Raw genomic sequence first — 23037 nt, 5'->3', positions numbered from 1 at the left:
GCTGCTCGAGCTCGCGGCTCTGCTGCCGGCCGGTCACCAGGATCAGCCGCGCACCCGACCAGGTCGAGGCCTGCCGGGCGACGGTGGTGAAGATGCTGAGGGTGGAGGATCTGGCCAGCACGAGGTCATGCAGCTGGACGATCACCGCCGTCGGCTGATCCGCGATGGCCTTCGTCAGGAAGGTCCGCAGCTGGGGTGCGTTCGCCACTTCCAGTACCCCGGCCGGGGTCACCACCGTCGCGTCACCGACGGTCCGGACGTCAATCAGCAGCGGGTTGCCGCGACCCATCGCTGTCCACCTCCCTCCGGACCCCGGGGCTGGCCCCGTGATCGGACGCAGTCAGTCGTGCCCGCAGCAGTCGAGCGGCTGCCCCGGTCTCGTCGACCGATCCGGCATACCGCCGGGCGAGCTCAAGGTTCCCCCGTTGCCGCGCGGCGGCTGCCATCTGCCTGGCCAGCGCGGTCTTCTCGTCGAGGCTGCGCAGTGCGGTCCACAGCGCGGCCTGCATTCGATGATCGGCGGTGGAGAGCAGCGCATCGGCGGACCAAGCATGACCGATCTGGCAACGAAACCCCTCCCGATCCGATCCGAGCGCAGACAGTGGGGCGCCGCAGTCCGGACAGACAAGTCCGGCCGCCTGCCCCACCTTGCCGAGAAGTTCGCCGGCCGGAACGTCGCGGGCGAGTGCCTGCTCATACCGCATCATCGCACCAGGCCCGCCGGGCCGCGGTAGCCCGAGCGGGGTGTTGAGGATCCGTGCGAGCTGTTCACCGATCTCCGCCGCGGGCAGCACCTCGTCCGCCTTCACATTGGCCAGCGCGTTCTCCGGCATTCCCTGGTACGCCGCGTCGTCGGGGTCCTGCACGATCGCCAGACCGCCGCGCGACTTGATCGCCACCAGCCCGGCCGTGCCGTCGTCCAGCACACCGGACAGGACGATCCCGGCCACCTGCGGACCACGAGACAGGGCCGCCGACCGGAACAGCGCGTTGATGGCAGGCCGGTGCCCGTTCTCGGTTGGACCGGCGGCGAGCGCTGTGCAGTCGCCCTCGACCAGCAGGTGGTGGTCAGGCGGAGCGACGTACAGGTGTCCGTACTCGATCGGTGCACCGTGTTTGGCCGGCTCGGCGGGAAGCGGCCCGGCGCTGTCGAGGATGGCGGCGAGCGCACTCGTGCTGCCGGCCGGCAGATGCAGAACGACCAGTACGCCGGCCGCGAGGTCTCCGGGCAGCCGGGAGACCAGACTGCGGAGCGCCTCCACGCCGCCGGCGGATGCGCCGATGACGACGAGGTCCCGGAACGTTCCCGGACGGCTCATAGCGGATGGCCGGCCGGCCTCGTCACCCCGCGTCGCGGTGTTGCAGGGCGTCCTCGATCGAGGCGAAGATCCGGAACTCCCTGCCTAGACCGGTGATCGTCAGCGGCCGGTCGACCGGGCGGCCGACGCCGACCAGGGCGAGCTGGATGCCGTGCTGCCCGGCCAGCCTCCGGGCCTCGACCAGGTTGCCCAGACCGGCCGAACTACAGAAGGTCACCGCGGACACGTCGATCAGCACCAAGTTCGCCGGCGGGGCGACCGCCGCCCGGATCGACTCGGCCGCGAATTCCGTGGTGGCGATATCGATCTCGCCGGACAATCGGACCAGCAACACCCCGGGGGTGAGTTCTTCGGTGACTGCGTCGAACGTTGTTCTGATCATCTCGCCGTCCTGGGATTCCGGCTGTGTCACGACGGTCTCTCCCCCGGGCGGGCCCAGACGCCGGTCGGTCCTGGCGGGTGGGTGACAGCCCTGGTGTAACCGTATGCCCGAAGGCTCCGGGGTCACAATGGTTGCACGGTTTGTGACCCCGGAGCGTGATCTGTCGTGTCCGGTGCTGTCACCCCCAGAACGCGGGCTGGGTCTGGACGTTGAGTTCCTTCAGCTTCACCCGGGCAGCCGAGTCGGTCCGCGGGTCCGAGATCTTGAACACGTCGAACGCCTTCACCGCCTCGGTGCCGTAGATCGCGCCGTTGTAGTAGTAGACGGACCAGTACCCGCCGAACCCGGCCGGGTCGCGCGGCGGGCGGTCGAAGTACCCGATCTCCTTCGGCCGGGCGGAGTCGGTGAAGTCCCAGACCGAGAAACCGCCCTGGTACCAGGCCTGCACCATGATGTCGCGGCCGCGGACCGGGATCAGCGAACCGTTGTGGGACACGCAGTTCTCGTTGGTCGCCTGGTGCCGGGTGATCTTATAGTAGCTGCGGAACTTCAGCTTGCGGTGCTTGATGTCGAAGATCGCCGTCGCGCCCTTGTTCGGGCCGACCTCCGGGGTGCACATCGCGCCACCGCCGCCACCGAGCTCGTCCATGAAGACGACCTTGGTGCCGTCGCCGTTGAACGTGGCGCCGTGCCAGAAGGAGAAGTTCGCGGCGTCCTGGACGCGGTCGATCACCTTCGGCTGTTCCGGCCTTGAGATGTCGAGCAGCAGGCCGTCACCCATACACGCCGCGGCCGCGATGTTCTTCGCCGGGAACGCGGTGATGTCGTGGCAGCCACTTGTCTCGTAACCGGTCTCGCTGCCGGGGAATCCACCGTCCGGGAACAGGATCGGCGACGCGACGACGGCGGCCTGCTCCGGATTCCGCAGTGGCACCTTGACGATGTCGATCCGGTCGTTCGGCGGCTGGCAGTCCGGGTACGTCGCGTTCGGGAAGTACGACGAGTTGTAGACGTACACGGATCGGCGCAGCTTGTCCGGGATCAACGTGTGCGTGTGCGAACCGCATTTGGTCTCGACCGCCGCGATGTACCGGGGATTGCGTGGGTCGCGGACGTCGAAGATCTTGATGCCCTCCCAGGACTCCTTGATCGTCGGCGACTGGGAGACGCTCTGGCACGAGTTGTCGCTGCGCGAACTGTCCGTGCTGAGGAACAGCAGCCCGTCGTACACGCTGACGTCGTTCTGGCTGCCGGGACAGGAGACCTGGCTGATCAGGGCCGGGTTCGCCGGGTCGCCGATGTCGTAGATGGCGAACCCGGAGTAGTTCCCGACGTACGCCGTCTTGCCGGCGAACGCGATATCGGTGTTGACCCCGCCGGTCAGTGGCCCGGTCATCGGGTCGCTGGCCAGGTGGGTGATGTTGTCGCTCTTGGCGGCACCGGTGTCCGGGACGTCCGCGGCGGCGGTGCCGGCGGTCAGAGCCCCGATCCCCAGGAGGGCAGCGGTGAGACAGGCAAGCGTGCGTGGGCGGCGCATGCTGTGGTCCCTTCGTTTGTTGAATCGATCGATTGGCCCAGGGTAATCGTGATAGACACGCTGTGGAAGCGATCTGCCACTGGGAGTGAGGCCGCGGTGCTGAAGCTGGTATGCGTACTTGGTGTCGTCGCCGGCCTGGCCGGATGTAGTTCTCCGGCGCCGGCTGCCGCGCCGACCTCGACCGTGCCGGTGATCGTGCCGGGGACGCCGGGTGGGCCGAACAAGACCATGACCGCGCTGCCCACGACCGGCGCGACCGTCGACCCGGACGACGTCGCGTTTCTGTCGGACATGATGGTCCACCACACGCAGGCGCTGGTGATGGCCGAGCGGGCGCGGACGGTGGCCGTGAACCCGAAGGTGAAGGCGCTGGCCGAGCGGATCCGGGTCGGGCAGGAGCCGGAGATCGAGGCGATGCGGCAGCTGCTCACCGCGCGCGGGCAGACCCCACCGCCGCTCGAACACGTCGAGCACACCGACCACAGTTCGATGCCCGGGATGGCGACCCCGGCCCAGCTCGCCGCCCTTCAGCAGGCGACCGGGAAGTCCTTCGACACGATGTTCCTGAACCTGATGATCAAGCATCATGAGGGAGCGGTGACGATGGGCGGCAAACAGCTCGAGAACGGTGCCGATGACCGGATCACCGAGCTCGCACAGGAGGTCGCCGTCACCCAGACCAAGGAGATCGCAACGATGCGGGCGGTATTGAAGGAGCTCTGAAATGGGTCTGCTGGATGGCAAGGCGGCGCTCGTCGCCGGTGGTTCGCGCGGGATCGGCGCGGCGATCGTCCGCCGCCTGGCCGCCGACGGAGCCCTGGTCACGTTCACGTTCGCGTCCTCGTCCAGTGCGGCCGAAGAGGTGGTCAGCGCCGTGAAGGAGGCGGGCGGCCAGGCGGTCGCAGTACAGGCTGATCAGTCCGATGTGGCCGCGCTGTCGTCGGTCTTCGACACCGCTTCGGTGGACGGCGGCCTCGACATCCTGGTCTGCAACGCCGCACAGTCCCAGGTGAAGCCGATCGCGGACGTCACCGAGGACGACTTCGACCAGTTGATGGCGATCAACCTCAAGGGCCCGTACTTCGCGATCAAGAAGGCCGGCGAAGTACTGCGCGACGGCGGCCGCATCATCACCGTCTCCACCCTGAACACGGCGCTGCCCGCTCCCGGTATCTCCCTGTACGCCGCGACCAAGGCCGGACTCGAACAGTTCACCAAGATCGCGGCTCGCGAGTACGGCGCCCGCGGTATCACCGCCAACGTGGTGTCACCCGGCGCCACCGACACGGACATGTTCCGCGATTCCAACCCGCCCGAGATCGCCGAAATGCTGGTCGGCATGACCCCGCTCGGCCGGGTCGGCGAACCCGCGGACGTCGCCGATGTGGTCGCGTTCCTGGCCGGTCCCGACGGTCGCTGGCTCACCGGCCAGAACCTCCGCGCCACCGGAGGGCTGGTCCTCTGAGCACTGTCAAAGACCTCCTCGCCGACATCGACGCGGCGGCCGATCCCGCGACCGCCGCGATCCTCGCGCGGTACTTCAAGCTCGAACCCGGCGGCTATGGCTTCGGCGATCAGATCATCGGCGTCAAGCTCTCGTCTTTGCGCACGATCCTCAAGCCGTATGGTCGCGCTGATCTGTCCTTGGCTTCCCTGGAAGAGACGTTGGGCAGCCCGGTCCACGAGCATCGGCTGGCGGTTCTTTGTCTGCTGGCCGATCGTGCCATGCGGGCGTTGAAGCCCCGTACTGCGAACCCGCCGGAGCTGGCCGCGATCTACGACCTGTACCTCCGCAACACGGACCGCGTGAACAACTGGGACCTCGTCGACTGCAGCGCGTCCGAGATCGTCGGCGGCTACCTGGCGGACAAGCCACGCGACGACCTGTACACCCTGATCCATTCAAGCTCGCTTTGGGAACGCCGCATCGCTATCGTCGCGACCCACTACTTCATGCGCTACCGCAGCGATGCCACCGACATCTACGCCCTGGCCCCGGTGGTCTTCGACGACCCCGAAGACCTCATCCACAAAGCCACCGGCTGGATGCTCCGCGAGGCCGGCAAGCGCGTCTCCGCCGCCGACCTCCTCACCTTCCTCGACGCCCACGCCCCGTCGATGCCCCGGACCGCCCTCCGCTACGCGATCGAACACCTCCCACCCGAAACCCGCCGCCACTACCTCTCGCTGCCAAGAAGCAAATAGTTGCTGCTAGCTCCTTGCGGTAGCCCTTGTGCTGGACAGCGGCGGCGCTTCCAGTGCGCAGTGCCGATGGTGCACGACCGGCGACGGTGCGACGGGGCGGCGCGTGCCCAAGGTGATCCACGCGATCACCCCACCGGCGACGGCGAGGACAGCGGAGATCCACAGCACCGTGCCGAAACTATTGCTGAAGGCAACAGGATCGCGATAGACCTCACCGGTGATCCCGGCGGCCATCGGGATCGCGGCGACCGCCATCAGCTGGGCGGACCGGGCGATCGCGTTGTTGACCCCGGACGCGATCCCCGCATGGTGATCCTCGACCGAGGACAACACGGTAGCGGTCAGCGGTGCGACCGTGGCGACCAGTCCGAGACCGAGGATGAAGACACCAGGCAGTACGTCGCTGATGTACCCCGAATCTGGCTCGATCCGCAGCATCAGCAGGAATCCACCGGCCATCAGCAAGGGGCCGGCCGTCATCGGGATCCGCGCGCCAATCCGCTCCGACAACTCGCCCGCGTATCCCGACAAGGTCAGCATCAGCAACGTCAACGGCAACAGGGAGGCGCCCGCCGTCAGCGCGTCGTACCCGAGTGCGGTCTGGAGGTAGACGACGACCAGGAACGTGGCGGTCCCGAGTGCGCCGTACACGACGACCGTGACGAGGTTCGCTCCGGTGAAGCGGAGGTTCTTGAAGATCCCGGGCGGCAGCATGGGATGCGAACTGCGTCGCTCGACCTCGACGAACACGGCCAGCGCGAAGACACCGGCGACGAGGGTGGTCATCACGACGGGGTCGCCGAAACCGCGTTCGCCGGCGCTGATCAGGCCGTACGTGAGGCCGGCCAGGCCGAGGGTCGCGAGGAGTGCGCCGGTGAGGTCGAGCTTGCCGGCCGCGGTCTCGTCGCGCGTCTCGGGGACGTGCCGCAGGGTGATCAGGACCGTGACCAGCGCGATTGGGAGGTTGAGCAGGAAGATCCACCGCCACGAGCCGCTGTCGACCAGTGAACCACCGACGAACGGACCGACCGCGGCGGCGACCGACGTCAGCCCGGACCACGCGCCGACCGCCTTGCTCCGGTCGGAGTGCGCGAACGTCGTCTGCAGGATCGCCAGGCTGCCCGGGGTGAGCAGCGCGCCGCCGATCCCTTGCAGGATGCGGCCCGCCACCATCACCTCGAGGTTGGGCGCGACCGCACAGACCAGCGACGCGAGCGCGAACCAGATCACGCCCGCGACGAAGGTACGCCGCCGGCCGAGCCGGTCGCCGAGCGAACCACTGAGCAGGATCAGGGCGGCCAGCATCAGCATGTAGCCGTTGACGATCCACTGCAGGCCGGCCATGTCGGCGTCGAGATCCTCACCCATGGCCGGCAGCGCGACGTTGACCACAGTGCCGTCCAGGAACGCCATCCCGGAGCCGAGGGCTGTCGCGGCGAGCACCCACCGCGCCCGCGCCGTACCGAAACTGATCCGATCCTCAGGCTGTCCGTCGACCATGCAGGTCAGCGTATGTCCTGGGACTGAGCTCAGGGCTGCATCGGCAGATCCAGCTGGAGTACTGCGAGCGCCTGCTCGGCCGGGATGCCCTGCTGGATCCCGAGTCCCGGGGGTTCGCCGACAGCGCAGCGAGTCTCCTGCAGCAGTGGGCAGACGACGTTCAACAGGCTGCCACCGGACACCGTCATGTTCGTGGGCAGCGAACCGTCTGTCCGAGCTGTCAACGGACTGATCGCGGCCAGGGCGCGTCCGACCCTGGATGGCAGGCTCCGGGCGGACGAACCTTTCAGGCGGTAGGTCAGCTTCAGCTTGGTGACGGCGTTGTCCAGGGACAAGTCCTCGCCGTGGTCCAGCTCGGTCTTGGCGAGGGGCAGTTGATTGTCGTCCGCGAACACCTTGAGGTTGGTCGCCTGCGGCAAGGTCGCGACCATCATCCCCTGGAGGCGTTCACCGGACGGCGGCGGCTCCAGCTGGATGACGACGGTCGCCACCCGCAGCACCACTTCCTCGGTGATGTCGAAGCTGCCGTCGCCTCGCGGTACGGCGGTCAGCCGGATCCCGGGCGCGCTCAGTCCCGGCCCCTCGGGCGTCGGTGATGCCTCGGCCGGCCCGGAGCCTTCGCCGCTCGTCAGCCGCCCCGGACTCGGTGCGGTCGGCCCGCCGGCATCGGATGTACAGGAGGCGGCCGCGCCGAGCCCCAGTGTCAGCGCGACCGCCGCCAGCACCCGGGCATACGACAAGCGGCCGGACACGATTCATCGCCCCCCAGAGGAACCCGGCCACTTCCTCTGGTGGCCGGATCGACTTCCGCATACGATACGCCGAAATTGGTGGGGCGAGACAATTCCGGATTTGCATTTCTGAGGGGGTGGAGAATGCAGGAACGCAGCGTATTCGGGCAATTTCGAACAGTTGCCACAGCGCGCTCGAATGGTGATGCACGGATTTCGAGAATGTCAGGTCCGCATTATCTCAGGGTGATTTTCCTGGTGCTCGCGGTGACGGCCGGACTCGGCGGCGGCCTGCTAGCCGTACCAGCCCAGGGGGCGACCAACGGGGTCATCTACATGGTCCAGGGCCTGCCCGGCCGGACCCTCGACATCCAGGTCGACGGCCGCGCCGTCGCCAGTGGGGTGAAGGCAACCGGTGTGGTCGGGCCGCTAACTGTGGCATCCGGCCAGCGCCGGATCACCGCGCGCGAAGGCGGCCGGGTGGTGATCGAGCGCCAGGTGACGGTCGGGGCCGGAGGCAACCTGGACGTGGTGATCCATCGGCCGGCCGCGCCGACGGCGGCGCCGGTGATCACCAGCTACGCGAACAAGCTGACCCCGATACCGAAGGACAAGGCCGCCCTCCGCGTCGCGCACACCGCCGCGGTCGGGCCGGCCGATATCCGGGTGAATGGTCAGGTGGTGTTCCAGAACGTGGCGAACGGTGAATCACTGGATGTCGTCGTTCCGGCCGGGACGTACTCGGTGGACATCGTGCCGACCGGGGCCACCTCACCGGTTGTTCTCGGACCGGTGGCTTTAACGGCACGGGCCGGTTACCTGACTCGGGTGTTCGCGGTCGGGGAACCGAATTCGAAGACGATGAATGTCGCGGTCGGGACGATCAAGTTGGCGGCGACCGGGACGGGGAAGCCGGGCAAGGTGGACACCGGTACTGGCGGGCAGGCGGCTGGCCTGAGTGAGGATCGGCCGTCGCTGGTGCCGCTGGGACTGCTGCTCGGCTGTGCTTTGTTGCTGACTGTTCGGAAGTTGGCGACGGTGCGAAGGGTGGTCCGTCGCTGAGAAAGATCTTGCTCGGGCTGTTCCTGCTGTGCGTGGGCCTGGAGGGGTGCGCCGCGCAGGACAGGGCAGCCCCGAGCTCCGGTGGGGACGGCGACGCTGCGACAGTGTCGCCGTCCGGGGCTCCTGAGTCCTCTGGTACTACGCCTGTGCCGCCGGCGCGAGTCGGTACGCCGGCCGCGAGTCAACGGATTCGGTTCGTACCGGCAGAAGTGGTTCTTCCTGGCGGAGCACGCGCGCCGGTGTTGCCGGCCAGCACCGTGAACGATCAGCTTGTCGTCCCCGAACGTGTCCAGCGGGTCGGGTGGTGGGACGGTGGTGCGCAGGCGGGGGATCCGTTCGGCTCGGTTGTGCTCGCGGGTCATGTGGACTCGGCGGATGGTGGGATCGGGTTCTTCGTTCGCCTGTTGCGGATCGGGCCGGGTGACACCGTCGTCTTGCGCGGAGGCGGCCACAGTGCGACGTACAAGGTGAGTTCGGTGGTGTCGGTGCCTCAGGATGCGTTGGCGACGGAGAGCGGGGCGTTCGATCAGACGACCGCGCACCGGTTGGTGCTGATCACGTGCACCGGGGCTTACAACGCCGCGCGGGGTGGATACGAGAAGAACCTGGTGGTGACGGCGACTCCGGTGGGACTGGCTCGCTGACCGCGTCCCTCAGGTGCTCCACCCAGCTCACCCCGGGCCCAACCCTGAACCTCGCTTGAACCCATTCCTTCTGTCGGCGGCAGGCCGGACCATAAGGATTGTGAACCTTCCGCCGGCGCCCCCGACCACCGACAGCGAGCAAGCCGCTCGCCGGGCGCGCTGGACCCTGATCGCCATCCTCGCCGCCATCGCCCTGCTGAGCGCCGTCCTGACCTCCACAGCCTGAGCCACTCTGCACCCGCCGAACCAGTAGTCGGCGAGGTGCAGGCGGCCACTAAGGTTCGGGGGTATGGCGAGGTATTTCGACGTGCACCCGGAGAATCCGCAGAAGCGCGCGATCGGGCAGGTGGTGGACCTGGTTCGCGAGGGCGGGTTGATCGCGTACCCGACCGACTCGTGTTTCGCGCTCGGCTGCCAGCTCGGCAACCGGGACGGGATCGAGCGGATCCGCACCATCCGGCAGCTCGACGACCGGCACCACTTCACCCTGGTGTGCCAGGACTTCGCCCAGCTCGGCCAGTTCGTGCACATCAGCAACGCGGTGTTCCGGTCGATCAAGGCGGCGACGCCCGGCAGCTACACGTTCATCCTCCCGGCCACAAAAGAAGTTCCACGGCGACTGCTGCACCCGAAGAAGAAAACGGTCGGTGTGCGCATCCCCGACCACGTCGTCGCCCAGGCCCTGGTCGCCGAGCTCGGTGAACCGATGCTGTCGAGCACGCTCCTGCTGCCGGACCACGACGAGCCGATGACGCAGGGCTGGGAGATCAAGGAAGAACTCGACAACCAGTTGGACGCCGTCATCGACTCCGGCGAGGCCGGCACCGAACCCACCACCGTCATCGACTTCTCCGAAGACTTCCCTGAAGTAGTCCGCCGAGGCGCCGGCGACCCCACCCCCTTCGAGTAACCACTCAAGCCACCTCACCTCATCCATCGACGCCCGTCCCGATCCCACCCCCATCCGCACCCCCGCTCCCAACCCCGCTCGCTTCCAACCCCGCCCCCGGCCTTCCCACCGCGCTCCCCGGCACGGCCTCGACGCCGCGACTCAGCGGTTCGGGGAGGGTTTTGTCGCGCTGCGGCGCAAAACCCTCCCCAGTCCGCCTGGTGGTCTGGCCGGCGGGTTCGGCGGCGACCTTGTGCACGGGTCGGCCATTTCTGACGGCGGAATACGCCCGGCGGGTGCACAAGGTCGGTCGCGCCGGCCGGTAGCGGGGTCCCGGGTTCGTCGAGTCGCGGATTCCGACAACACCGCCCAGATCGACGACCATCCGGTGAGAAGACCTCATTAATCAGAGACGTCAACCCCCAGATTTCCAGCAGGGCGGCGGGGTGCGGGTGGCGGTGACAGGTGGCCGCGTGGGCGGCGCATGACAACCACCTGCACGTCCGGTACTGCGAGAAGGTGCACCCGAACTCGCTCTACACCTGCTGACATAGTGAGAGCGTGACGACTCTCGACCTGACGCCCGACGAACTGCTCACCACCACCCGGACGGTCCGCAAGCAGCTGGACCTCGAGAAGCCGGTACCGCTGGAGCTGATCCGCGAGTGCATCGAGATCGCGCTCCAAGGTCCGTCCGGCAGCAATCGGCAGACGTGGCACTGGCTGGTCATCACCGACCGGGAGTTGCGGGCCCAGATCGGCGAGTACTACCGGCGCGCCGTCGCGCGGTACCTCGAATCCTCGGGCGCGGCCGGGAAGCTGTACGCCGACGACCCGGAGCGCGGCCCGATCCAGCGGCGGATCGGGAACAGCGTCGCCTATCTCGGCGAGCGGATGGGGCAGGTGCCGGTGCTGGTGATCCCTTGTCTGCAAGCGAAGACGTTGCCGGCCGGGAACCAGGCGGGACTGTGGGGTTCGATCCTGCCGTCGGCGTGGAGCTACATGCTCGCGGCACGGGCGCGCGGCCTCGGTACGGCGTGGACCACGCTACACCTGAACTACGAGACCGAGGTGGCCGAGCTGCTCGGGTTGCCGGCGGACATCCGGCAGTCGGTGCTCATCCCCACGGCGTACACGATCGGCACGGACTTCAAGCCTGCGCCCCGCCAGCCGCTGGACGAGGTAGTGCACCACGATGCCTGGTAGTCGCCAGGTGCGCCTTCATCCGGTCGGAGAGGCCGGATGAGGCGGGAGGCGTTCGTCGACGGGGTGCGGCTCGGGATCGGGCCGGGGAGTGCGGCGTTCGTGCTGGCGCTGAGTTTCGGGGCGGAGGCGCAAGCGCGCGACTGGGGTGTCGCACTGCCGGTGCTGTTCTCGATGTTCGCGTTCTCGGGATCGGCGCAGTTCACCTTGATGACGGCCCTGGCCGGCGGATCCGCGCTGGCGGCGATCACGTCGGCGGTGCTGATCAACAGCCGCTACCTGATGATGAGCGTGGCGCTGAACAACAGCCTGCGGGGCGGCCGGTTGTCCCGCGCGTTGCAAACGCAGGCGCTGGCCGACGCGTCCTTCGTCGTTGCCCACCGCAACGATGGCGGGTACGACGCGGCCCGGCTGATCGGGGCGAGTGTGCCGCAGTGGATCTTCTGGGTGAGCGGGACCGCCGTCGGTGCGCTGACGTCTCCGTCACCGTCGCTGATGCACGATCTGGGGCTGGACGTCGTGTTCCCGGCGTTCTTCCTCATCCTCGCGGTGGACGAGGTCCGGCGGTCGGCGCGGGCTTTTGTCGCGGCCTTGCTCGGCGCCACCGTGGCCGGGGCATTGCTGCTGGTGACCACGCCTGGTTATGCCCTGCTCGGAGCCACGGTGGCCGCGCTCATCGGCGTACTGCCGGAGAAGGAGGAATCAGCGTGAGGCTTTGGTTGTCGGCCCTGACCGTGACGGTGCTCAGCTGGCTGACGAAGGCGAGTGGGCCGTTGATCATCGGCGAACGCAAGCTGCCGCCGGCCGCCGTACGGGTGACTGCCCTGACCGCGCCGGTCCTGCTCGCGGGCCTGATCGTGACGGAGCTCGGCGGGAAGGCGATCGACTGGACCCAGTTGGCCGGCATCGGTACTGCGGGTGTTCTGGCGCTGGCGAAGGTGCCGATGCTGGCGGCGGTGGCGGCCGGGATCGTCGTGACAGCGCTGATCAGGCTCGGGTAGCGGCCATCTCCTCGATGGTGAGGCCGCTGAGGATCGAACGCGGTTCGGTGATGGTGAGGTCGAGCGACGGGTCGGCGTCGTCGTCGCGGACCTTGACCAGTAGCCAGTCCTGATCCGTCCGGGTGAACGCCCATGCGCCGGTCAGCTTGACGCCGCGGAGCCGGACCTTGAGATGGCCGCGGTCGATCGCTTCGGCCGGGTCGATCCGGCGGCGTTGCTTGTCCAGTGTCAGGTTGGTGTAGACGCCGGCGTCCCACACGATCACCGCGCCGCTGCCGTACTTGCTGTCGGCAATCACCCCCTCGTACTCCGCGTACTCGATCGAGTGATCGTCCGTCGGTACGGCGAGCCGTTTGACGGTCGGATCGAGAGACGGGCCGCGGGGGACCGCCCAGGACTTGAGCACGCCGTCGACCTCTAGCCGGACGTCGTAGTGCAACCGCCGGGCGTCGTGCAGCTGGACGACGAACAAAGGGGCCTCGGGCAACGGAAACCTCCTCTGCGTGCGTGGTCCGCCGCAAGACGAGTCTACGGCGGACCACGGACAGAGCGGTCACACGCAGCCGGGATCAGGCCGGCAGCGGATCAGGCTGCCGCGGCGGCGGGTGGTTCGATCCGGTCGCGCAGCCGGTCGAGGATGGCCCGGAGCAGCCGGGACACCTGCATCTGGCTGACCCCGATCTCGGCGCCGATATCGGCCTGCGTCTGCCCCTCGACGAACCGCAGTTCGAGGATCTTGCGTTCGCGCGGTGCCAGGTCGCTCAGCACCGGTTCGAGGACGGCGACCGCCTCGGTCTGCTCGAACGCGGTGTCCTCCTCGGCCGCGATCGTGTCGGCCAGGCTCGCGGTCGAGTCGCCGTCGACTGGGCGGTCCAGCGACAGCACGGAGAAGCAGCCGTCCGCGGCGATCGCGGCCTCTATCTCGGCGGTATCGCAGCCGATCTCGGCGGCCAGTTCTGCGGTAGTGGGATCACGTTGCAGATCCTGCACGAGTCCAGGCCGGACAGAGGCGATGGAACCTTGCAATTCCTGCAGTCTGCGTGGGATCCGGACCGTCCACGAGCAGTCGCGGAAGTACCGTTTCACCTCGCCGCGGATGGTCGGTACGGCGTACGCGAGGAACGGTGTCCCGCTGTCGGGACGGTAGCTGCGGGCGGCCTTGACCAGCCCGAGGTAGGCGACCTGGTCCAGGTCGTCGGCCTCGACTCCGCGGCCGCGGAACCGGCCCGCGATGCTGTGGGCGATACCCAGGTTGAGTTCGACGGCTTCGTCCAGCAGGCGCTGCCGGAGTTCGTCGTCCTTGCTTGCGGCTCGCCGGGTGAGAAGTTCCCGGGTGGTGTCGTCGCGGCGCTGTTTCGGACCGGATTCGCGCTGCTCGTCGACCAGGTAGCTGGCACTCGTACCCATGATTCTTGACCTCGCGACTGTGAGTCACGGCGCGGCACATCTCTGAACCGCGGTCAATATCTGCTCTCAAACCTACCCCTGCGGCCACGAAGTTATGCCTTTGACCTTGAACCAACACCAACCCTCAGCATCGAGATATGACGGAAACACAGTCCCTGCTGGGGAAACTCGCCGACGTAGTGTCACTGGGCCGGACCGATCGCGTCACCGCCCGTTTGAAACTTGAAGCTTTCTTCAGCGAAGCCGAGCGCGGTCCGTTCGCACCGTGCACGATCGCTCACTATCTGGCCGATCTGCAGGATTCAACCGAGGATGAACTCGAGTGGGATCTGCGTGCACTCGCGGCGGCCGACGTTGTCACCGACGAGGAGACAGTTGAAGCGGGCTTCAAGGCCGAGGCGTTGATGCCGTCGCTGCACGTCAACCTGGCCGACGACTACAGACGGTTGGCGCGTTTCGACGACGCAGAGCGGCACCTGACCGCGGCGCGCCTCACCGCCGGAGTACTGGGTGATGACGCATATGGCGACCTGATCCGTGATGTGTTGACCCGAGTCGGCGAGGCCATCGCTGCTCGGGACACGTCGCGGATGGAGACAAATCCCAGTACGCAAGCTCAGGGGTGATCGAGGTCCCGCAGTACGGCGAGAGCGGCGGTTGGGGTGTGGTTCGACTCGCGCCAGCGCAGGGACCAGGCGTACGGCGGGACGCCGGCTGCGAGTGGACGGACCACGACGCCGTCGGGACCAGTCGTCGAGAGGAGGCCGACTGCGACGCACTCGCCGGCACGGACGAGTTCCATCGCGGAACTGGTCCCGTCGGTGCTCGCCGGATGACGTTGCGGCTGGAAACCCGCAGTACGGAAGCAGTTCAGGACGAACTCGTTCCACTCGGGCGCGAAGTCGTCGCGCGGCAGGTAGTGCGTCTCGTCGGCCAGCTCGCGTACGGCGACCGCCTCGGCCTGCGCGAGCGGGTGATCCGCCGGCAGCGCAACCCCGAGCGCCTCGCGCCGGACGACGCGCTGCATCAACCCGTCCGGAAGGTGCGCAGTGGAACCACAGAGCGCCAGGTCCAGGTCGCCGCTGAGCAGACGCTGCACCTGGTCGCGACTGCCTCGACTGCTCACCTCGAGCCGCAACGTCGGAAGCCTGTCGCGAAGCCGAGCCAGCACCGCCCGCGGCGTGACCAGATCGGTTTGCAGCACGTCGATCCGCAGCACCTGGTCGCGCCCGGCCGCCTTGGTCGCGTCCGCGATGCCCGAGCGGATCGCCGCGATCGCTCCCCTGGCGTGCGGGAGGAACGCATCGCCCGCGGCGGTCAACGTGACGCCGCGGGGAGACCGCTCGAACAGCTGGGCGCCGAGCTGGGTCTCCAGCCGGCGGATCTGGTTGCTGAGGGCCGGCTGCGATACGTAGAGCCGGCGCGCGGCGGCGGTGAAATGCAGCTCCTCGGCCATCACGAGGAAGTACCGCACCAACCGTAGATCGACGTCCATGCCATCCTCGCCTGCAGTCATAACCGGCCTCACCTGCAGTGATAACCAGAGGATGTGACGTTAGTGTGCTTGTGTCTTGGACGTCGAGCCCTTACAGCGCCGAACGTGTACAGCATGACGACACAGCGTGAGAATTTCCGGGCGGAGCTGCGAGCCGGCTGGGAGGAGCAGCAGGCCGTCCACGAACCGGATCGGGAGCTCCGGTTCCGGCTGATGCTGGATTATGTGGAGCAGTTGTCCGGGACCCCTCAGCGGGTGCTCGATCTCGCCTGCGGTCCGGGCTCGATCACCCGCCGGGTGCTGGACCGGTTCCCGGCGGCCTCGGTAGTTGCCGTCGACATCGATCCGGTGCTGCTGGATCTCGCCCGGGATGCCTTCGCGGGTGATGCGCGGGTCTCGGTGATATCCCGTCAGCTGGCGGCCGCCGACTGGACGGACGGGTTGGCGGGCGGCGGGTTCGACGCAGTACTGACCGCGACGGCGATGCACTGGTTCCCGCCGGATGCACTCGCCGACGTGTACGCAGGCGTCGCCCGGCTACTCCGCCCCGGCGGCATCTTCGCGAACGCCGACCACTTCCCGATCGCCGAGCCCGTACTACGCGCCGCCGGCGACCGGCTGCACGAGCACGACCTCCGGAAAGCGTTCGCCTCGGGGGTGGAGAGCTGCGACGAGTGGTACGAACGGGCCTACGCCGAGCCGCAGTACGCCGGACTGTGGGAGGAGCGGCGGAGCCTCTTCGCCCACTGGTCCGGCGATCTGCTCGAACGCGATGGCTGGCATATCGACGTACTCCGCCGCAATGGTTTCGAGCGTGCCGGAACTGTCTGGCGTCGCTCCAACGACGCCCTTATCGTCGCCGTCAAAGCGTGAGCAGCTGGCCCTTTGGGTACCCGGAAGAGGTCTGGGAGGAGGACCCGATGACCGACAATCCGACGATCCCTGAACGGGGCACCATTCTGGTGGACGACCTCATCGACGAAACCCGGGGGCCCGAAGAAGACCCACCCGTCGGCGGTACGACCGACGACGTCGACCTTCCCAGCTCCTGAGGTTGTGGGGCCCTGGCACTGGCTGTTGAACGCCGGGGCCCGATAAGTTGCCGGGCAGGCCGCAGGATCCGGATTCAGGCGATCGATCAGGAGGGGAAACGATGGACTGGAAGTTGGAGCTGGTGTCGGTACCGGTCTCGGATGTCGACCGGGCGAAGGAGTTCTACGTCGACAAGATCGGTTTCAATCCTGATCACGACCACCGGGTCACCGACGAACTCAGGTTCGTCCAGCTGACCCCACCTGGTTCCGCCTGCTCGATCGCCATCGGCTCAGGCATGCCGCAGGCGGAGCCGGGCTCCGTCCGCGGTCTCCAGGTCGTCGTCGCCGACGTCGCCGCGGCCCGCAAGGAGCTGGAAGGCCGAGGCGTGGAGGTCTCCGAGATCCAGGAATTCCCCTGGGGCACCTTCGTCTTCTTCGCCGACCCCGACGGAAACACCTGGGCCGTGCAGCAAATGCCGGCCGGCAACTGAGCACTCAACGACTTCCGTCGGCGCCACTGTGGCGCCGACGGAAATGACGGAGTCACCAGTGGGGGAGCTGTTCGTTGGGGTCTTCCTCTTCGGGGTCGGGGGTCGGCGGGGTGAAGGGACTGTCATCGCCGGGCGGCGTGGTCACGTCGGGGTTGTCGGGGTCTACCACGTCAGGGATGTCCGGGTCTCTGCCGGGGACCACCGGCGGGACGGGAGGAATCGGGTTGGTGCTCATTGTTACCTCCTCTGACTCACCACACCGGTACCCGTCCCACCTCCGCGTCAAGCCATGCGAGCGGGTTCGGGAAAAGTGAAAGAAAGTGCGGTACCCGTGTCGTTTCGAGGCAATCTCAATTACCGCTAGGGTTCGTCCATATCGCGGTTGTACTGTTGCCTTTGGTTGAGCAGCCAGCCGGCGTTGGATGCGCCGACGACTGCGGTCCCTCCCGAGGACGATCGACATGCCCGACCTTCAGCATCACCCCAGAACCGCACGGCGCCACAAACCCGTCTCCGCCCCTGTCCAGAAGGCAGCTGCCATGCCTGTAGCCACTCCGACCGACCGGCCGACAGCAGTCCAGGTCCACATCGGCGGCCGCTGGATCGCCGGCCAGGCACTCTCCTGGCGCATCGCCCCCACCGGCGACCGTGAGGCCCTGATCAGCCACCACGGCCACCTGGTCTGGGTGAACCAACACCAAATCCGCGAGCCGTAGACCCACCGGACCAAACGCACGCCGCGCCCACGCGCCCGCCGCTGATGCCTGCGAGGGTTCTTTCCTACCCTGCAAGGGATTTCGCAACGAGGTTGCCGATCTGCACCGCCGCGTTCGACTGGGTCGGGTCGAACAGGTTCTTGGTCAGCGCGAAGGCGACCCCGCTGCTCGTGTCTGCCCATCCGACACTGCCGCCCATGCCCATCATCCCGAACGTGTACGGCGTCTCCTCGGGCGTCAACCCGAGCCGGCCGATCAGGTAGCCCATCGCCCAGGTCGCGGGACTGCCGAGCAGATCATCCTGCGCGACCAGCACCGGACTGCTGATCTCCGCGAGCCGCTCGGCCCTGACCAGACGAACCCCGTCGACCTCACCGAGCAATGCGGCGTACATCTTCGCAATCCCGCGCGCACTCGTCGTGGCGCCCGATGGGATGTCAGCGGTGAGCACCTCCGGGCTGTTGGCGTACGCGGCGTTCGGGCTCACCGCCGGCGGCGCGAGCTTGGCGAACATGTCCGCCACCATCGCGAATGTCTCGTCGAACCCACCCGGCTCGGTCAGCTTGGCGACGCGTGGCAACTCCGCGGCGGGGACCCCGAAGTACAACTCGTCCGCGACGCCGAGCGGTTCGGTGATCTCCTCACGGAGCACCTGCGAGATCGTCTTGCCGGTCGCACGGCGGACGATCTCGCCGACCAGGAACCCGAACGTCTGCGCGTGGTACACCATCTTCGTCCCCGGCTCCCACCACGGTTCGGCGCCGGCGAGCGCCTCGGTCATCTGGGTCCAGTCGGTAATGCTCTCGACCGTCGTGGTCGATGGGAGCGCGGGGACCCCGGCCGAATGTGTCAGCACGTGCCGCAGCGTCGTCTTCTCCTTGCCATGCGCACCGAATTCCGGCCAGACCTCGACGATCGGCGCATCGTACGAGAGGACACCGCGGTCGACCAGAACGTTCGCGACGGTCGCGGAGGCCCCCTTGCCGGTGGAGGCGCTGTAGAACGGCGTATCCGAGGCGACCGGGCGCCCGGTCTCCTGGTCGGCCACGCCGGCGACCGCGTCCACGACCAGGTCGCCATGGTGGTAGACGGCGACCTGTACGCCGGTCTCGGCGCCTGATCCGACCAGCTCGTCGATGGAATCCTGAACCAGTTGCTGAAGATTGCTGCTCATGTCGGCGGGGTCACTCTCTGTCAGTTCGGGGGCCTGGGGGCCGCTGTCATCCTCTGGTCGGAGCGGGCCTGCGTCCTTTGACATCCGCAGGCGAGCGGCCGTCAGGTGTGAGGAACATGTTGTTAGAGGCGTGTTAGAGCCCGGTGGGTGGGGTCCGGTGCCTGATTACTGTCGCGGGGCAGAGCGGTCCGACGGGGGTCGCGGATCGGCCCGAGGAGAACCCAGTGAGCGTCTCGGACACCACGCAACCATCCGACCAGCCAGAACCGTCCGCCGGCACCACGGAAGCAGCCGGTGCCGTCGAGGAGCGCGGTACGGCGGACGCCCGCGCGGGTGGTTCGGCCGTGGGTGGGGCTGAGCCCGGGCGGCATGGGCGGTTTGTCGGGTGGTTGCTGCACGACCGGCCCGTCGGGCACTCGGGGCCGCATCGGCCGCCGCCGCATCCCACGCATCCGTGGTGGAAGGTGATGTGCCTGACCGGTGTCGACTACTTCTCCACGCTCGGCTACCAGCCGGCGATCGCGGCAGCAGCTGTTGGACTCCTTTCCCCATTGGCAACCCTCGTCCTCGTCCTGCTCACCCTGCTCGGTGCACTGCCGGTCTATCGCCGCGTCGCGGCGGAGAGTCCGCATGGTGAGGGCTCGATCGCCATGCTCGACCGGCTGCTTGGCCGCTGGAAGGGCAAGTTCGTCATCCTGGTGCTGCTTGGCTTCATGGCGACCGACTTCATCATCACCATGACGCTTTCGGCCGCCGACGCCACCGCTCACCTGGTGGAGAACCCGTACGTCCCTGGCTGGTTACACGGCAACGAAGTCCTCATCACCTTGGTCCTGCTCGCGCTGCTGGGTGCCGTCTTCCTGCGCGGCTTCGGCGAGGCGATCGGGATCGCGGTCGTCCTGGTCGTGGTCTACCTGAGCCTCAACTTGGTCGTCATCGTCAACGCCCTGTGGAACGTGATCACCGCCCCCGAACTGGTGACCAACTGGCGCAACCTGCTGACCACCGAGCACTCCAACATCTGGGTGATGATCGGCATCTCGCTGGTTGTTTTTCCGAAGCTTGCTCTCGGTTTGTCCGGATTCGAGACCGGGGTCGCGGTGATGCCGCAGATCAACGGCTCCCCGGACGACGACCCGGCCGCGCCCGCAGCCCGGATCCGGAGCGCCCGCAAGCTGCTCACCACGGCCGCGCTGATCATGAGCGGGTTCCTGATCACCAGCAGCTTCACCACGATCGTGCTGATCCCGGCCGACGAGTTCGAGGACGGCGGCGAGGCGTCCGGCCGGGCGCTGGCGTATCTCGCCCACGAGCACCTCGGCAATGTCTTCGGCACGATCTACGACGTCAGCACGATCCTGATCCTGTGGTTCGCGGGCGCGTCCGCGATGGCGGGCCTGCTGAACATCGTGCCGCGGTACCTGCCGCGCTACGGCATGGTGCCCGACTGGGCCCGTGCGACCCGGCCGCTCGTGCTCGTGTTCGCGGTGATCGCGTTCGCCATCACGGTGATCTTCAAGGCGGATGTCGACGCGCAAGGCGGTGCGTACGCGACCGGCGTACTGGTGCTGATCCTGTCCGCGTCGATCGCTGTCACCTTGTCGGCGTATCGCCGGGGGCAACGCGGCAAGACGATCGGGTTCGGCGTGATCAGCGTGGTCTTCGTCTACACCACGATCGCGAACATCATCGAACGCCCCGACGGTGTGCAGATCGCCGCGTTCTTCATCTTCGCCATCGTCCTCACCTCACTGATCTCGCGCGCGACCCGGTCGACCGAACTACGGGTCACCCAGGTCCGGTTCGATCCCGAGGCGCGCCGGATCATCGACCAGGCGGCCGCGACCGGCGACATCCGGATCATCGCGAACGAACCCGACGCGCGCGACGTTGCGGAGTACCGGGAGAAGGAAGCCGAGCAGCGCGAGGTCCGCAACCTGCCGGAGAACGCGCACTTCCTCTTCCTCGAGGTCACGCTGACCGACGCGTCGGTGTTCGAGAGCGAGCTCGAGGTGGTCGGCGAGGAACGCTTCGGCTACCGCATCCTGCGGGTCGCCAGCCCGACTGTGCCGAACGCGATCGCCGGCCTGCTGCTGGCGATCCGCGACGAGACCGGCGTGATGCCCCACGTCTACTTCGCCTGGGCCGAGGGCAACCCGTTCTACTTCCTGTTCCGCTACCTCATCTCCGGCGAAGGGGATGTCCCGCCCGTCACCCGCGAAGTCCTTCGGCGAGCCGAACCAAACCGCTCCAACCGCCCGTGGGTCCACGTCGGCTGACCCGACACGCAGTACGTCGGCTGACCCGAGACGCGGTACGTCGGCTGACCCGAGACGCGGTACGTCGGCTGACCCGAGACGCGGTACGTCGGCTGACCCGAGACGCGGTACGTCGGCTGACCCGAGACGCGGTACGTCGGCTGACCCGACACGGAGTCGGTCGGTCGCCCGGCGCGCGTCGTACGTGATACCGGCTGCCAGACTCGGGGCGTGGAGTTGCGGCAGTTGGAGTACTTCGTGGCGGTGGCGCACGAGCGGAGTTTCACGCTGGCGGCGCGGCGTTTGCATGTCGTGCAGAGCGCGGTGAGCGCGGCCATCGCGGCGCTGGAGCGAGATCTGAAGGTCACGCTGTTCGAGCGCTCGGCGCAGCGCGTGGTGCTGACGGAAGCCGGTACTGCGCTGCTGCCCGAGGCGCTGGCGGTCATGGACGCGGTGCAAGGCGCGCGTGATGTCGTCGACGAACTTGGCGCGGGTATGCGCGGTTCGGTCCGCGTGGGACTGCTGCCCGGGCTCGGGTTGATCGACCTGCCGGCCGCGGCTGGGGAGTTCCGGCGGCGCTATCCAGGTGTCGAACTCCAATTGCGAGTCGAACCCGAGGGATCGGCCGGCGTCGTCGTCGGCCTGCGCAACGGCGACATCGACGTCGGGTTCCTCGGCGTCGGCGCCGGCGGTGTGCCGCGGGAGCTGACGGCCTGGGAACTGCTCAAGGTGCCGCAGGTGCTCGCGGTACCGACCGGCCATCGCCTGGCCCGCCGACGTTCGCTGAAGCTGGCCGAACTGGCGGACGAGTCGTTCGTGGACTTCCCACCGGGATTCGGCACCCGGACGCTGATCGACCAGAGGTTCGAGGCGGCCGGGATCGAGCGCCAGGTGGTCGTCGAGGCACTAGGCATCGAGAACGGAGTCCAGTTCGTCCGGCACGGCGTCGGCCTGGGAATCCTGCCCGGGTACGCCGTCGCCGACGACAAGGCCATCCGCCGGGTAGCGATCACGGACGAGACCTTCGAGTGGTCGCTCTACATGGCGACCCTGCGGAAGCGGAAGCCGTCGGCTGCTCTGCGTGCCCTGCTCGGTCTGGTCGTCGCGCACCTCCGGCACCCCGACGGGACGTCCCCGGGAGCCGACCTGGTGGATCAACAGAATTGATTCACCCATCGACTTGAGTCGTTGGACTTGATGCATCCGCCGCGCGAAGCTTTTGGTGTCAGCAGGAAAGCAGACTTCAAAGGAGCAAGTGCGATGACAGAGAACAGGGTCGCGATCGTGACCGGCGGATCCAGCGGTATCGGTCGCGAGACCGCGGTCCGGCTGGGGCGGGAGGGTTACTCGGTAGTGGTCACGTACGGCGGCAACCAGGCCCAAGGCGAGGAAGCCGTCAAGGAGGTCGAACAGGCCGGCGGCAAGGCGATCGCGGTCCAGGCCGACGTCGCCGATGAGGGTTCGGTGGCCGCACTGTTCGACCAGGCGGAGCAGGCCTTCGGCGGGGTCGACGTGGTGGTTCACGCGGCCGGGATCATGCCGCTGTCGCCGCTGGCCGACCTCGACCTGAACGTCTTCGACCAGGTGATCCGCACCAACCTGCGCGGCACCTTCGTCGTCGACCAGCAGGCGGTACGCCGGGTCCGGTCCGGTGGCGCGATCGTCAACATCTCCAGTTCACTGACCAAGCTCGCCCGCCCCGGGTACTCCGCATACGCGGCCAGCAAGGGCGGCGTCGAGGCGATCACCCTGATCCTCGCCCGGGAACTGCGCGGCCGCGACATCACGGTCAACGTAGTCGCGCCCGGCCCGACGGCCACCGCACTGTTCTTCGAAGGCAAGTCGCAGGAACTGATCGACCGCATCACCGCCGAGCCCCCGCTCGAACGCCTCGGCCAGCCCTCCGACATCGCCGAGGTAGTCGCCTTCCTGGCCGGCCCCGCCCGCTGGATCAACGGCCAAACCATCTACACCAACGGCGGCTCCGCC

General features: G+C 67.7%; 28 protein-coding genes and 1 pseudogene. 18 read left to right on the top strand and 11 right to left on the bottom strand.

The window, feature by feature from the left end:
- Positions 1-7 precede the first annotated feature (7 nt).
- The 4 genes and pseudogenes from EV643_RS46885 to EV643_RS11035 all read right to left on the bottom strand — a co-directional run.
- Positions 8-289 (bottom strand): annotated as a pseudogene (locus EV643_RS46885) (STAS domain-containing protein); the annotation flags it as partial.
- On the bottom strand, positions 261-1319 hold the full coding sequence (locus EV643_RS11045) for a chemotaxis protein CheB (RefSeq protein ID WP_133799916.1): 1059 nt from the start codon (positions 1317-1319) through the stop codon (positions 261-263). The gene EV643_RS11045 and the pseudogene EV643_RS46885, both read right to left, overlap by 29 nt.
- A 22-nt stretch (positions 1320-1341) precedes the next feature.
- A complete protein-coding gene (locus EV643_RS11040) occupies positions 1342-1701 on the bottom strand; it encodes an STAS domain-containing protein (RefSeq protein WP_238165498.1) in 360 nt (119 codons plus the stop codon).
- 178 nt (positions 1702-1879) lie between these two features.
- Entirely contained in the window at positions 1880-3238 is a 1359-nt protein-coding gene (locus EV643_RS11035) for an LVIVD repeat-containing protein (RefSeq protein ID WP_133799914.1), read from the bottom strand.
- A gap of 96 nt (positions 3239-3334) precedes the next feature.
- Here EV643_RS11035 and EV643_RS11030 point away from each other — a divergent pair, with 96 nt between their 5' ends.
- Genes EV643_RS11030 through EV643_RS11020 form a run of 3 tightly spaced genes read left to right on the top strand, consistent with a single transcriptional unit; the run spans position 3335 to position 5443 of the window.
- Positions 3335-3961, top strand: coding sequence for a DUF305 domain-containing protein (locus EV643_RS11030; protein WP_133799913.1), 627 nt, complete (start codon positions 3335-3337; stop codon positions 3959-3961).
- Position 3962: 1 nt separating this feature from the next.
- Positions 3963-4703: an SDR family oxidoreductase gene (locus EV643_RS11025; protein WP_133799912.1), complete on the top strand. Its 741-nt coding sequence runs from the start codon at positions 3963-3965 to the stop codon at positions 4701-4703.
- Complete coding sequence (locus EV643_RS11020; RefSeq protein ID WP_370452263.1) at positions 4655-5443, top strand: DNA alkylation repair protein; 789 nt, start codon at positions 4655-4657, stop codon at positions 5441-5443. Before EV643_RS11025 ends, EV643_RS11020 begins: the two co-directional genes overlap by 49 nt.
- A 6-nt stretch (positions 5444-5449) precedes the next feature.
- On the opposite strand, the gene EV643_RS11015 is transcribed toward EV643_RS11020, so the two are convergent.
- Positions 5450-6943, bottom strand: a complete 1494-nt coding sequence (locus EV643_RS11015; RefSeq protein WP_133799910.1) for an MFS transporter — start codon at positions 6941-6943, stop codon at positions 5450-5452.
- Positions 6944-6972: 29 nt separating this feature from the next.
- A complete protein-coding gene (locus EV643_RS11010) occupies positions 6973-7695 on the bottom strand; it encodes a subtilase-type protease inhibitor (protein WP_238165497.1) in 723 nt (240 codons plus the stop codon).
- Positions 7696-7920: 225 nt separating this feature from the next.
- Here EV643_RS11010 and EV643_RS11005 point away from each other — a divergent pair, with 225 nt between their 5' ends.
- The 7 genes from EV643_RS11005 to EV643_RS44100 all read left to right on the top strand — a co-directional run bounded on the left by EV643_RS11005 (position 7921) and on the right by EV643_RS44100 (position 12473).
- Positions 7921-8736 carry a DUF4397 domain-containing protein gene (locus EV643_RS11005; RefSeq protein WP_238165496.1) on the top strand — a complete coding sequence of 272 codons (816 nt, stop codon included), beginning with the start codon at positions 7921-7923 and terminating at the stop codon, positions 8734-8736.
- Between the two features lie 32 nt (positions 8737-8768).
- Positions 8769-9380, top strand: a complete 612-nt coding sequence (locus EV643_RS45505) for a class F sortase (RefSeq protein WP_502255081.1) — start codon at positions 8769-8771, stop codon at positions 9378-9380.
- 100 nt (positions 9381-9480) lie between these two features.
- On the top strand, positions 9481-9606 hold the full coding sequence (locus tag EV643_RS46420) for a hypothetical protein (RefSeq protein ID WP_255512957.1): 126 nt from the start codon (positions 9481-9483) through the stop codon (positions 9604-9606).
- A 63-nt stretch (positions 9607-9669) separates the two neighbouring features.
- Positions 9670-10290: an L-threonylcarbamoyladenylate synthase gene (locus EV643_RS10995; RefSeq protein ID WP_133799907.1), complete on the top strand. Its 621-nt coding sequence runs from the start codon at positions 9670-9672 to the stop codon at positions 10288-10290.
- 540 nt (positions 10291-10830) lie between these two features.
- Entirely contained in the window at positions 10831-11475 is a 645-nt protein-coding gene (locus tag EV643_RS10990) for a nitroreductase family protein (protein ID WP_133799906.1), read from the top strand.
- A gap of 36 nt (positions 11476-11511) precedes the next feature.
- Positions 11512-12183 carry an AzlC family ABC transporter permease gene (locus EV643_RS10985; RefSeq protein WP_133799905.1) on the top strand — a complete coding sequence of 224 codons (672 nt, stop codon included), beginning with the start codon at positions 11512-11514 and terminating at the stop codon, positions 12181-12183.
- Positions 12180-12473, top strand: a complete 294-nt coding sequence (locus EV643_RS44100) for an AzlD domain-containing protein (RefSeq protein WP_166665404.1) — start codon at positions 12180-12182, stop codon at positions 12471-12473. The genes EV643_RS10985 and EV643_RS44100 overlap by 4 nt, the downstream gene beginning before the upstream one ends.
- Here the strand turns inward: EV643_RS44100 and EV643_RS10975 are convergent.
- The gene (locus EV643_RS10975; RefSeq protein WP_133799903.1) at positions 12460-12960 is read right to left on the bottom strand and encodes a DNA polymerase ligase N-terminal domain-containing protein; all 501 of its coding nucleotides are present in this window, start codon (positions 12958-12960) and stop codon (positions 12460-12462) included. The two genes, EV643_RS44100 and EV643_RS10975, sit on opposite strands and share 14 nt — an antisense overlap.
- 98 nt (positions 12961-13058) lie before the next feature.
- Entirely contained in the window at positions 13059-13880 is an 822-nt protein-coding gene (locus EV643_RS10970; RefSeq protein WP_133799902.1) for a SigB/SigF/SigG family RNA polymerase sigma factor, read from the bottom strand.
- Between the two features lie 137 nt (positions 13881-14017).
- Between EV643_RS10970 and EV643_RS10965 the strand changes: the two genes are divergently transcribed.
- Positions 14018-14506, top strand: coding sequence for a hypothetical protein (locus EV643_RS10965; RefSeq protein WP_202869506.1), 489 nt, complete (start codon positions 14018-14020; stop codon positions 14504-14506).
- On the opposite strand, the gene EV643_RS10960 is transcribed toward EV643_RS10965, so the two are convergent.
- The gene (locus tag EV643_RS10960) at positions 14497-15396 is read right to left on the bottom strand and encodes a LysR substrate-binding domain-containing protein (RefSeq protein ID WP_238165494.1); all 900 of its coding nucleotides are present in this window, start codon (positions 15394-15396) and stop codon (positions 14497-14499) included. The genes EV643_RS10965 and EV643_RS10960 overlap by 10 nt on opposite strands.
- 93 nt (positions 15397-15489) lie before the next feature.
- Between EV643_RS10960 and EV643_RS10955 the strand changes: the two genes are divergently transcribed.
- From EV643_RS10955 to EV643_RS10950, 3 genes are all read left to right on the top strand, one after another.
- Entirely contained in the window at positions 15490-16248 is a 759-nt protein-coding gene (locus EV643_RS10955) for a class I SAM-dependent methyltransferase (RefSeq protein ID WP_133799901.1), read from the top strand.
- A 47-nt stretch (positions 16249-16295) separates the two neighbouring features.
- Positions 16296-16427, top strand: coding sequence for a hypothetical protein (locus EV643_RS46415; RefSeq protein WP_255512956.1), 132 nt, complete (start codon positions 16296-16298; stop codon positions 16425-16427).
- 101 nt (positions 16428-16528) lie between these two features.
- The gene (locus EV643_RS10950) at positions 16529-16900 is read left to right on the top strand and encodes a glyoxalase superfamily protein (protein WP_133799900.1); all 372 of its coding nucleotides are present in this window, start codon (positions 16529-16531) and stop codon (positions 16898-16900) included.
- A 52-nt stretch (positions 16901-16952) separates the two neighbouring features.
- Here the strand turns inward: EV643_RS10950 and EV643_RS10945 are convergent, their stop codons facing one another.
- Entirely contained in the window at positions 16953-17135 is a 183-nt protein-coding gene (locus EV643_RS10945; protein ID WP_133799899.1) for a hypothetical protein, read from the bottom strand.
- A gap of 304 nt (positions 17136-17439) precedes the next feature.
- Here EV643_RS10945 and EV643_RS10940 point away from each other — a divergent pair, with 304 nt between their 5' ends.
- The gene (locus tag EV643_RS10940) at positions 17440-17616 is read left to right on the top strand and encodes a hypothetical protein (protein ID WP_238165493.1); all 177 of its coding nucleotides are present in this window, start codon (positions 17440-17442) and stop codon (positions 17614-17616) included.
- Positions 17617-17680: 64 nt separating this feature from the next.
- Here the strand turns inward: EV643_RS10940 and EV643_RS10935 are convergent, their stop codons facing one another.
- Positions 17681-18790 carry a serine hydrolase domain-containing protein gene (locus tag EV643_RS10935; protein WP_133799897.1) on the bottom strand — a complete coding sequence of 370 codons (1110 nt, stop codon included), beginning with the start codon at positions 18788-18790 and terminating at the stop codon, positions 17681-17683.
- Between the two features lie 224 nt (positions 18791-19014).
- On the opposite strand from EV643_RS10935, the gene EV643_RS10930 reads away from it, so the two are divergent.
- From EV643_RS10930 to EV643_RS10920, 3 genes are all read left to right on the top strand, one after another.
- Positions 19015-21069 (top strand): APC family permease, encoded by a 2055-nt coding sequence (locus EV643_RS10930; RefSeq protein ID WP_370452255.1) that lies wholly within the window; start codon positions 19015-19017, stop codon positions 21067-21069.
- A 210-nt stretch (positions 21070-21279) separates the two neighbouring features.
- Positions 21280-22215 carry a LysR family transcriptional regulator gene (locus EV643_RS10925; RefSeq protein WP_133799896.1) on the top strand — a complete coding sequence of 312 codons (936 nt, stop codon included), beginning with the start codon at positions 21280-21282 and terminating at the stop codon, positions 22213-22215.
- A gap of 93 nt (positions 22216-22308) precedes the next feature.
- Positions 22309-23037 (top strand): SDR family oxidoreductase (locus tag EV643_RS10920; RefSeq protein ID WP_133800053.1); only part of this gene is annotated, 729 nt, incomplete at its 3' end.

Origin of the sequence: Kribbella caucasensis (assembly GCF_004361855.1) — a bacterium.
GTDB classification, from domain to species: Bacteria; Actinomycetota; Actinomycetes; order Propionibacteriales; family Kribbellaceae; genus Kribbella; species Kribbella caucasensis.
This window is presented reverse-complemented; position numbering and strand designations above follow the sequence as displayed.

Excerpts from the sequence above, each read along its gene's own strand:
- EV643_RS11045 (WP_133799916.1), bottom strand. The coding sequence starts at position 1,319 with ATGAGCCGTCCGGGAACGTTCCGGGACCTCGTCGTCATCGGCGCATCC.
- EV643_RS11040 (WP_238165498.1), bottom strand. The coding sequence starts at position 1,701 with ATGATCAGAACAACGTTCGACGCAGTCACCGAAGAACTCACCCCCGGG.
- EV643_RS11035 (WP_133799914.1), bottom strand. The coding sequence starts at position 3,238 with ATGCGCCGCCCACGCACGCTTGCCTGTCTCACCGCTGCCCTCCTGGGG.
- EV643_RS11025 (WP_133799912.1), top strand. The coding sequence starts at position 3,963 with ATGGGTCTGCTGGATGGCAAGGCGGCGCTCGTCGCCGGTGGTTCGCGC.
- EV643_RS11015 (WP_133799910.1), bottom strand. The coding sequence starts at position 6,943 with ATGGTCGACGGACAGCCTGAGGATCGGATCAGTTTCGGTACGGCGCGG.
- EV643_RS10995 (WP_133799907.1), top strand. The coding sequence starts at position 9,670 with ATGGCGAGGTATTTCGACGTGCACCCGGAGAATCCGCAGAAGCGCGCG.
- EV643_RS10985 (WP_133799905.1), top strand. The coding sequence starts at position 11,512 with ATGAGGCGGGAGGCGTTCGTCGACGGGGTGCGGCTCGGGATCGGGCCG.
- EV643_RS10970 (WP_133799902.1), bottom strand. The coding sequence starts at position 13,880 with ATGGGTACGAGTGCCAGCTACCTGGTCGACGAGCAGCGCGAATCCGGT.
- EV643_RS10965 (WP_202869506.1), top strand. The coding sequence starts at position 14,018 with ATGACGGAAACACAGTCCCTGCTGGGGAAACTCGCCGACGTAGTGTCA.
- EV643_RS10960 (WP_238165494.1), bottom strand. The coding sequence starts at position 15,396 with ATGACTGCAGGCGAGGATGGCATGGACGTCGATCTACGGTTGGTGCGG.
- EV643_RS10955 (WP_133799901.1), top strand. The coding sequence starts at position 15,490 with ATGACGACACAGCGTGAGAATTTCCGGGCGGAGCTGCGAGCCGGCTGG.
- EV643_RS46415 (WP_255512956.1), top strand. The coding sequence starts at position 16,296 with ATGACCGACAATCCGACGATCCCTGAACGGGGCACCATTCTGGTGGAC.
- EV643_RS10950 (WP_133799900.1), top strand. The coding sequence starts at position 16,529 with ATGGACTGGAAGTTGGAGCTGGTGTCGGTACCGGTCTCGGATGTCGAC.
- EV643_RS10945 (WP_133799899.1), bottom strand. The coding sequence starts at position 17,135 with ATGAGCACCAACCCGATTCCTCCCGTCCCGCCGGTGGTCCCCGGCAGA.
- EV643_RS10940 (WP_238165493.1), top strand. The coding sequence starts at position 17,440 with ATGCCTGTAGCCACTCCGACCGACCGGCCGACAGCAGTCCAGGTCCAC.
- EV643_RS10935 (WP_133799897.1), bottom strand. The coding sequence starts at position 18,790 with ATGAGCAGCAATCTTCAGCAACTGGTTCAGGATTCCATCGACGAGCTG.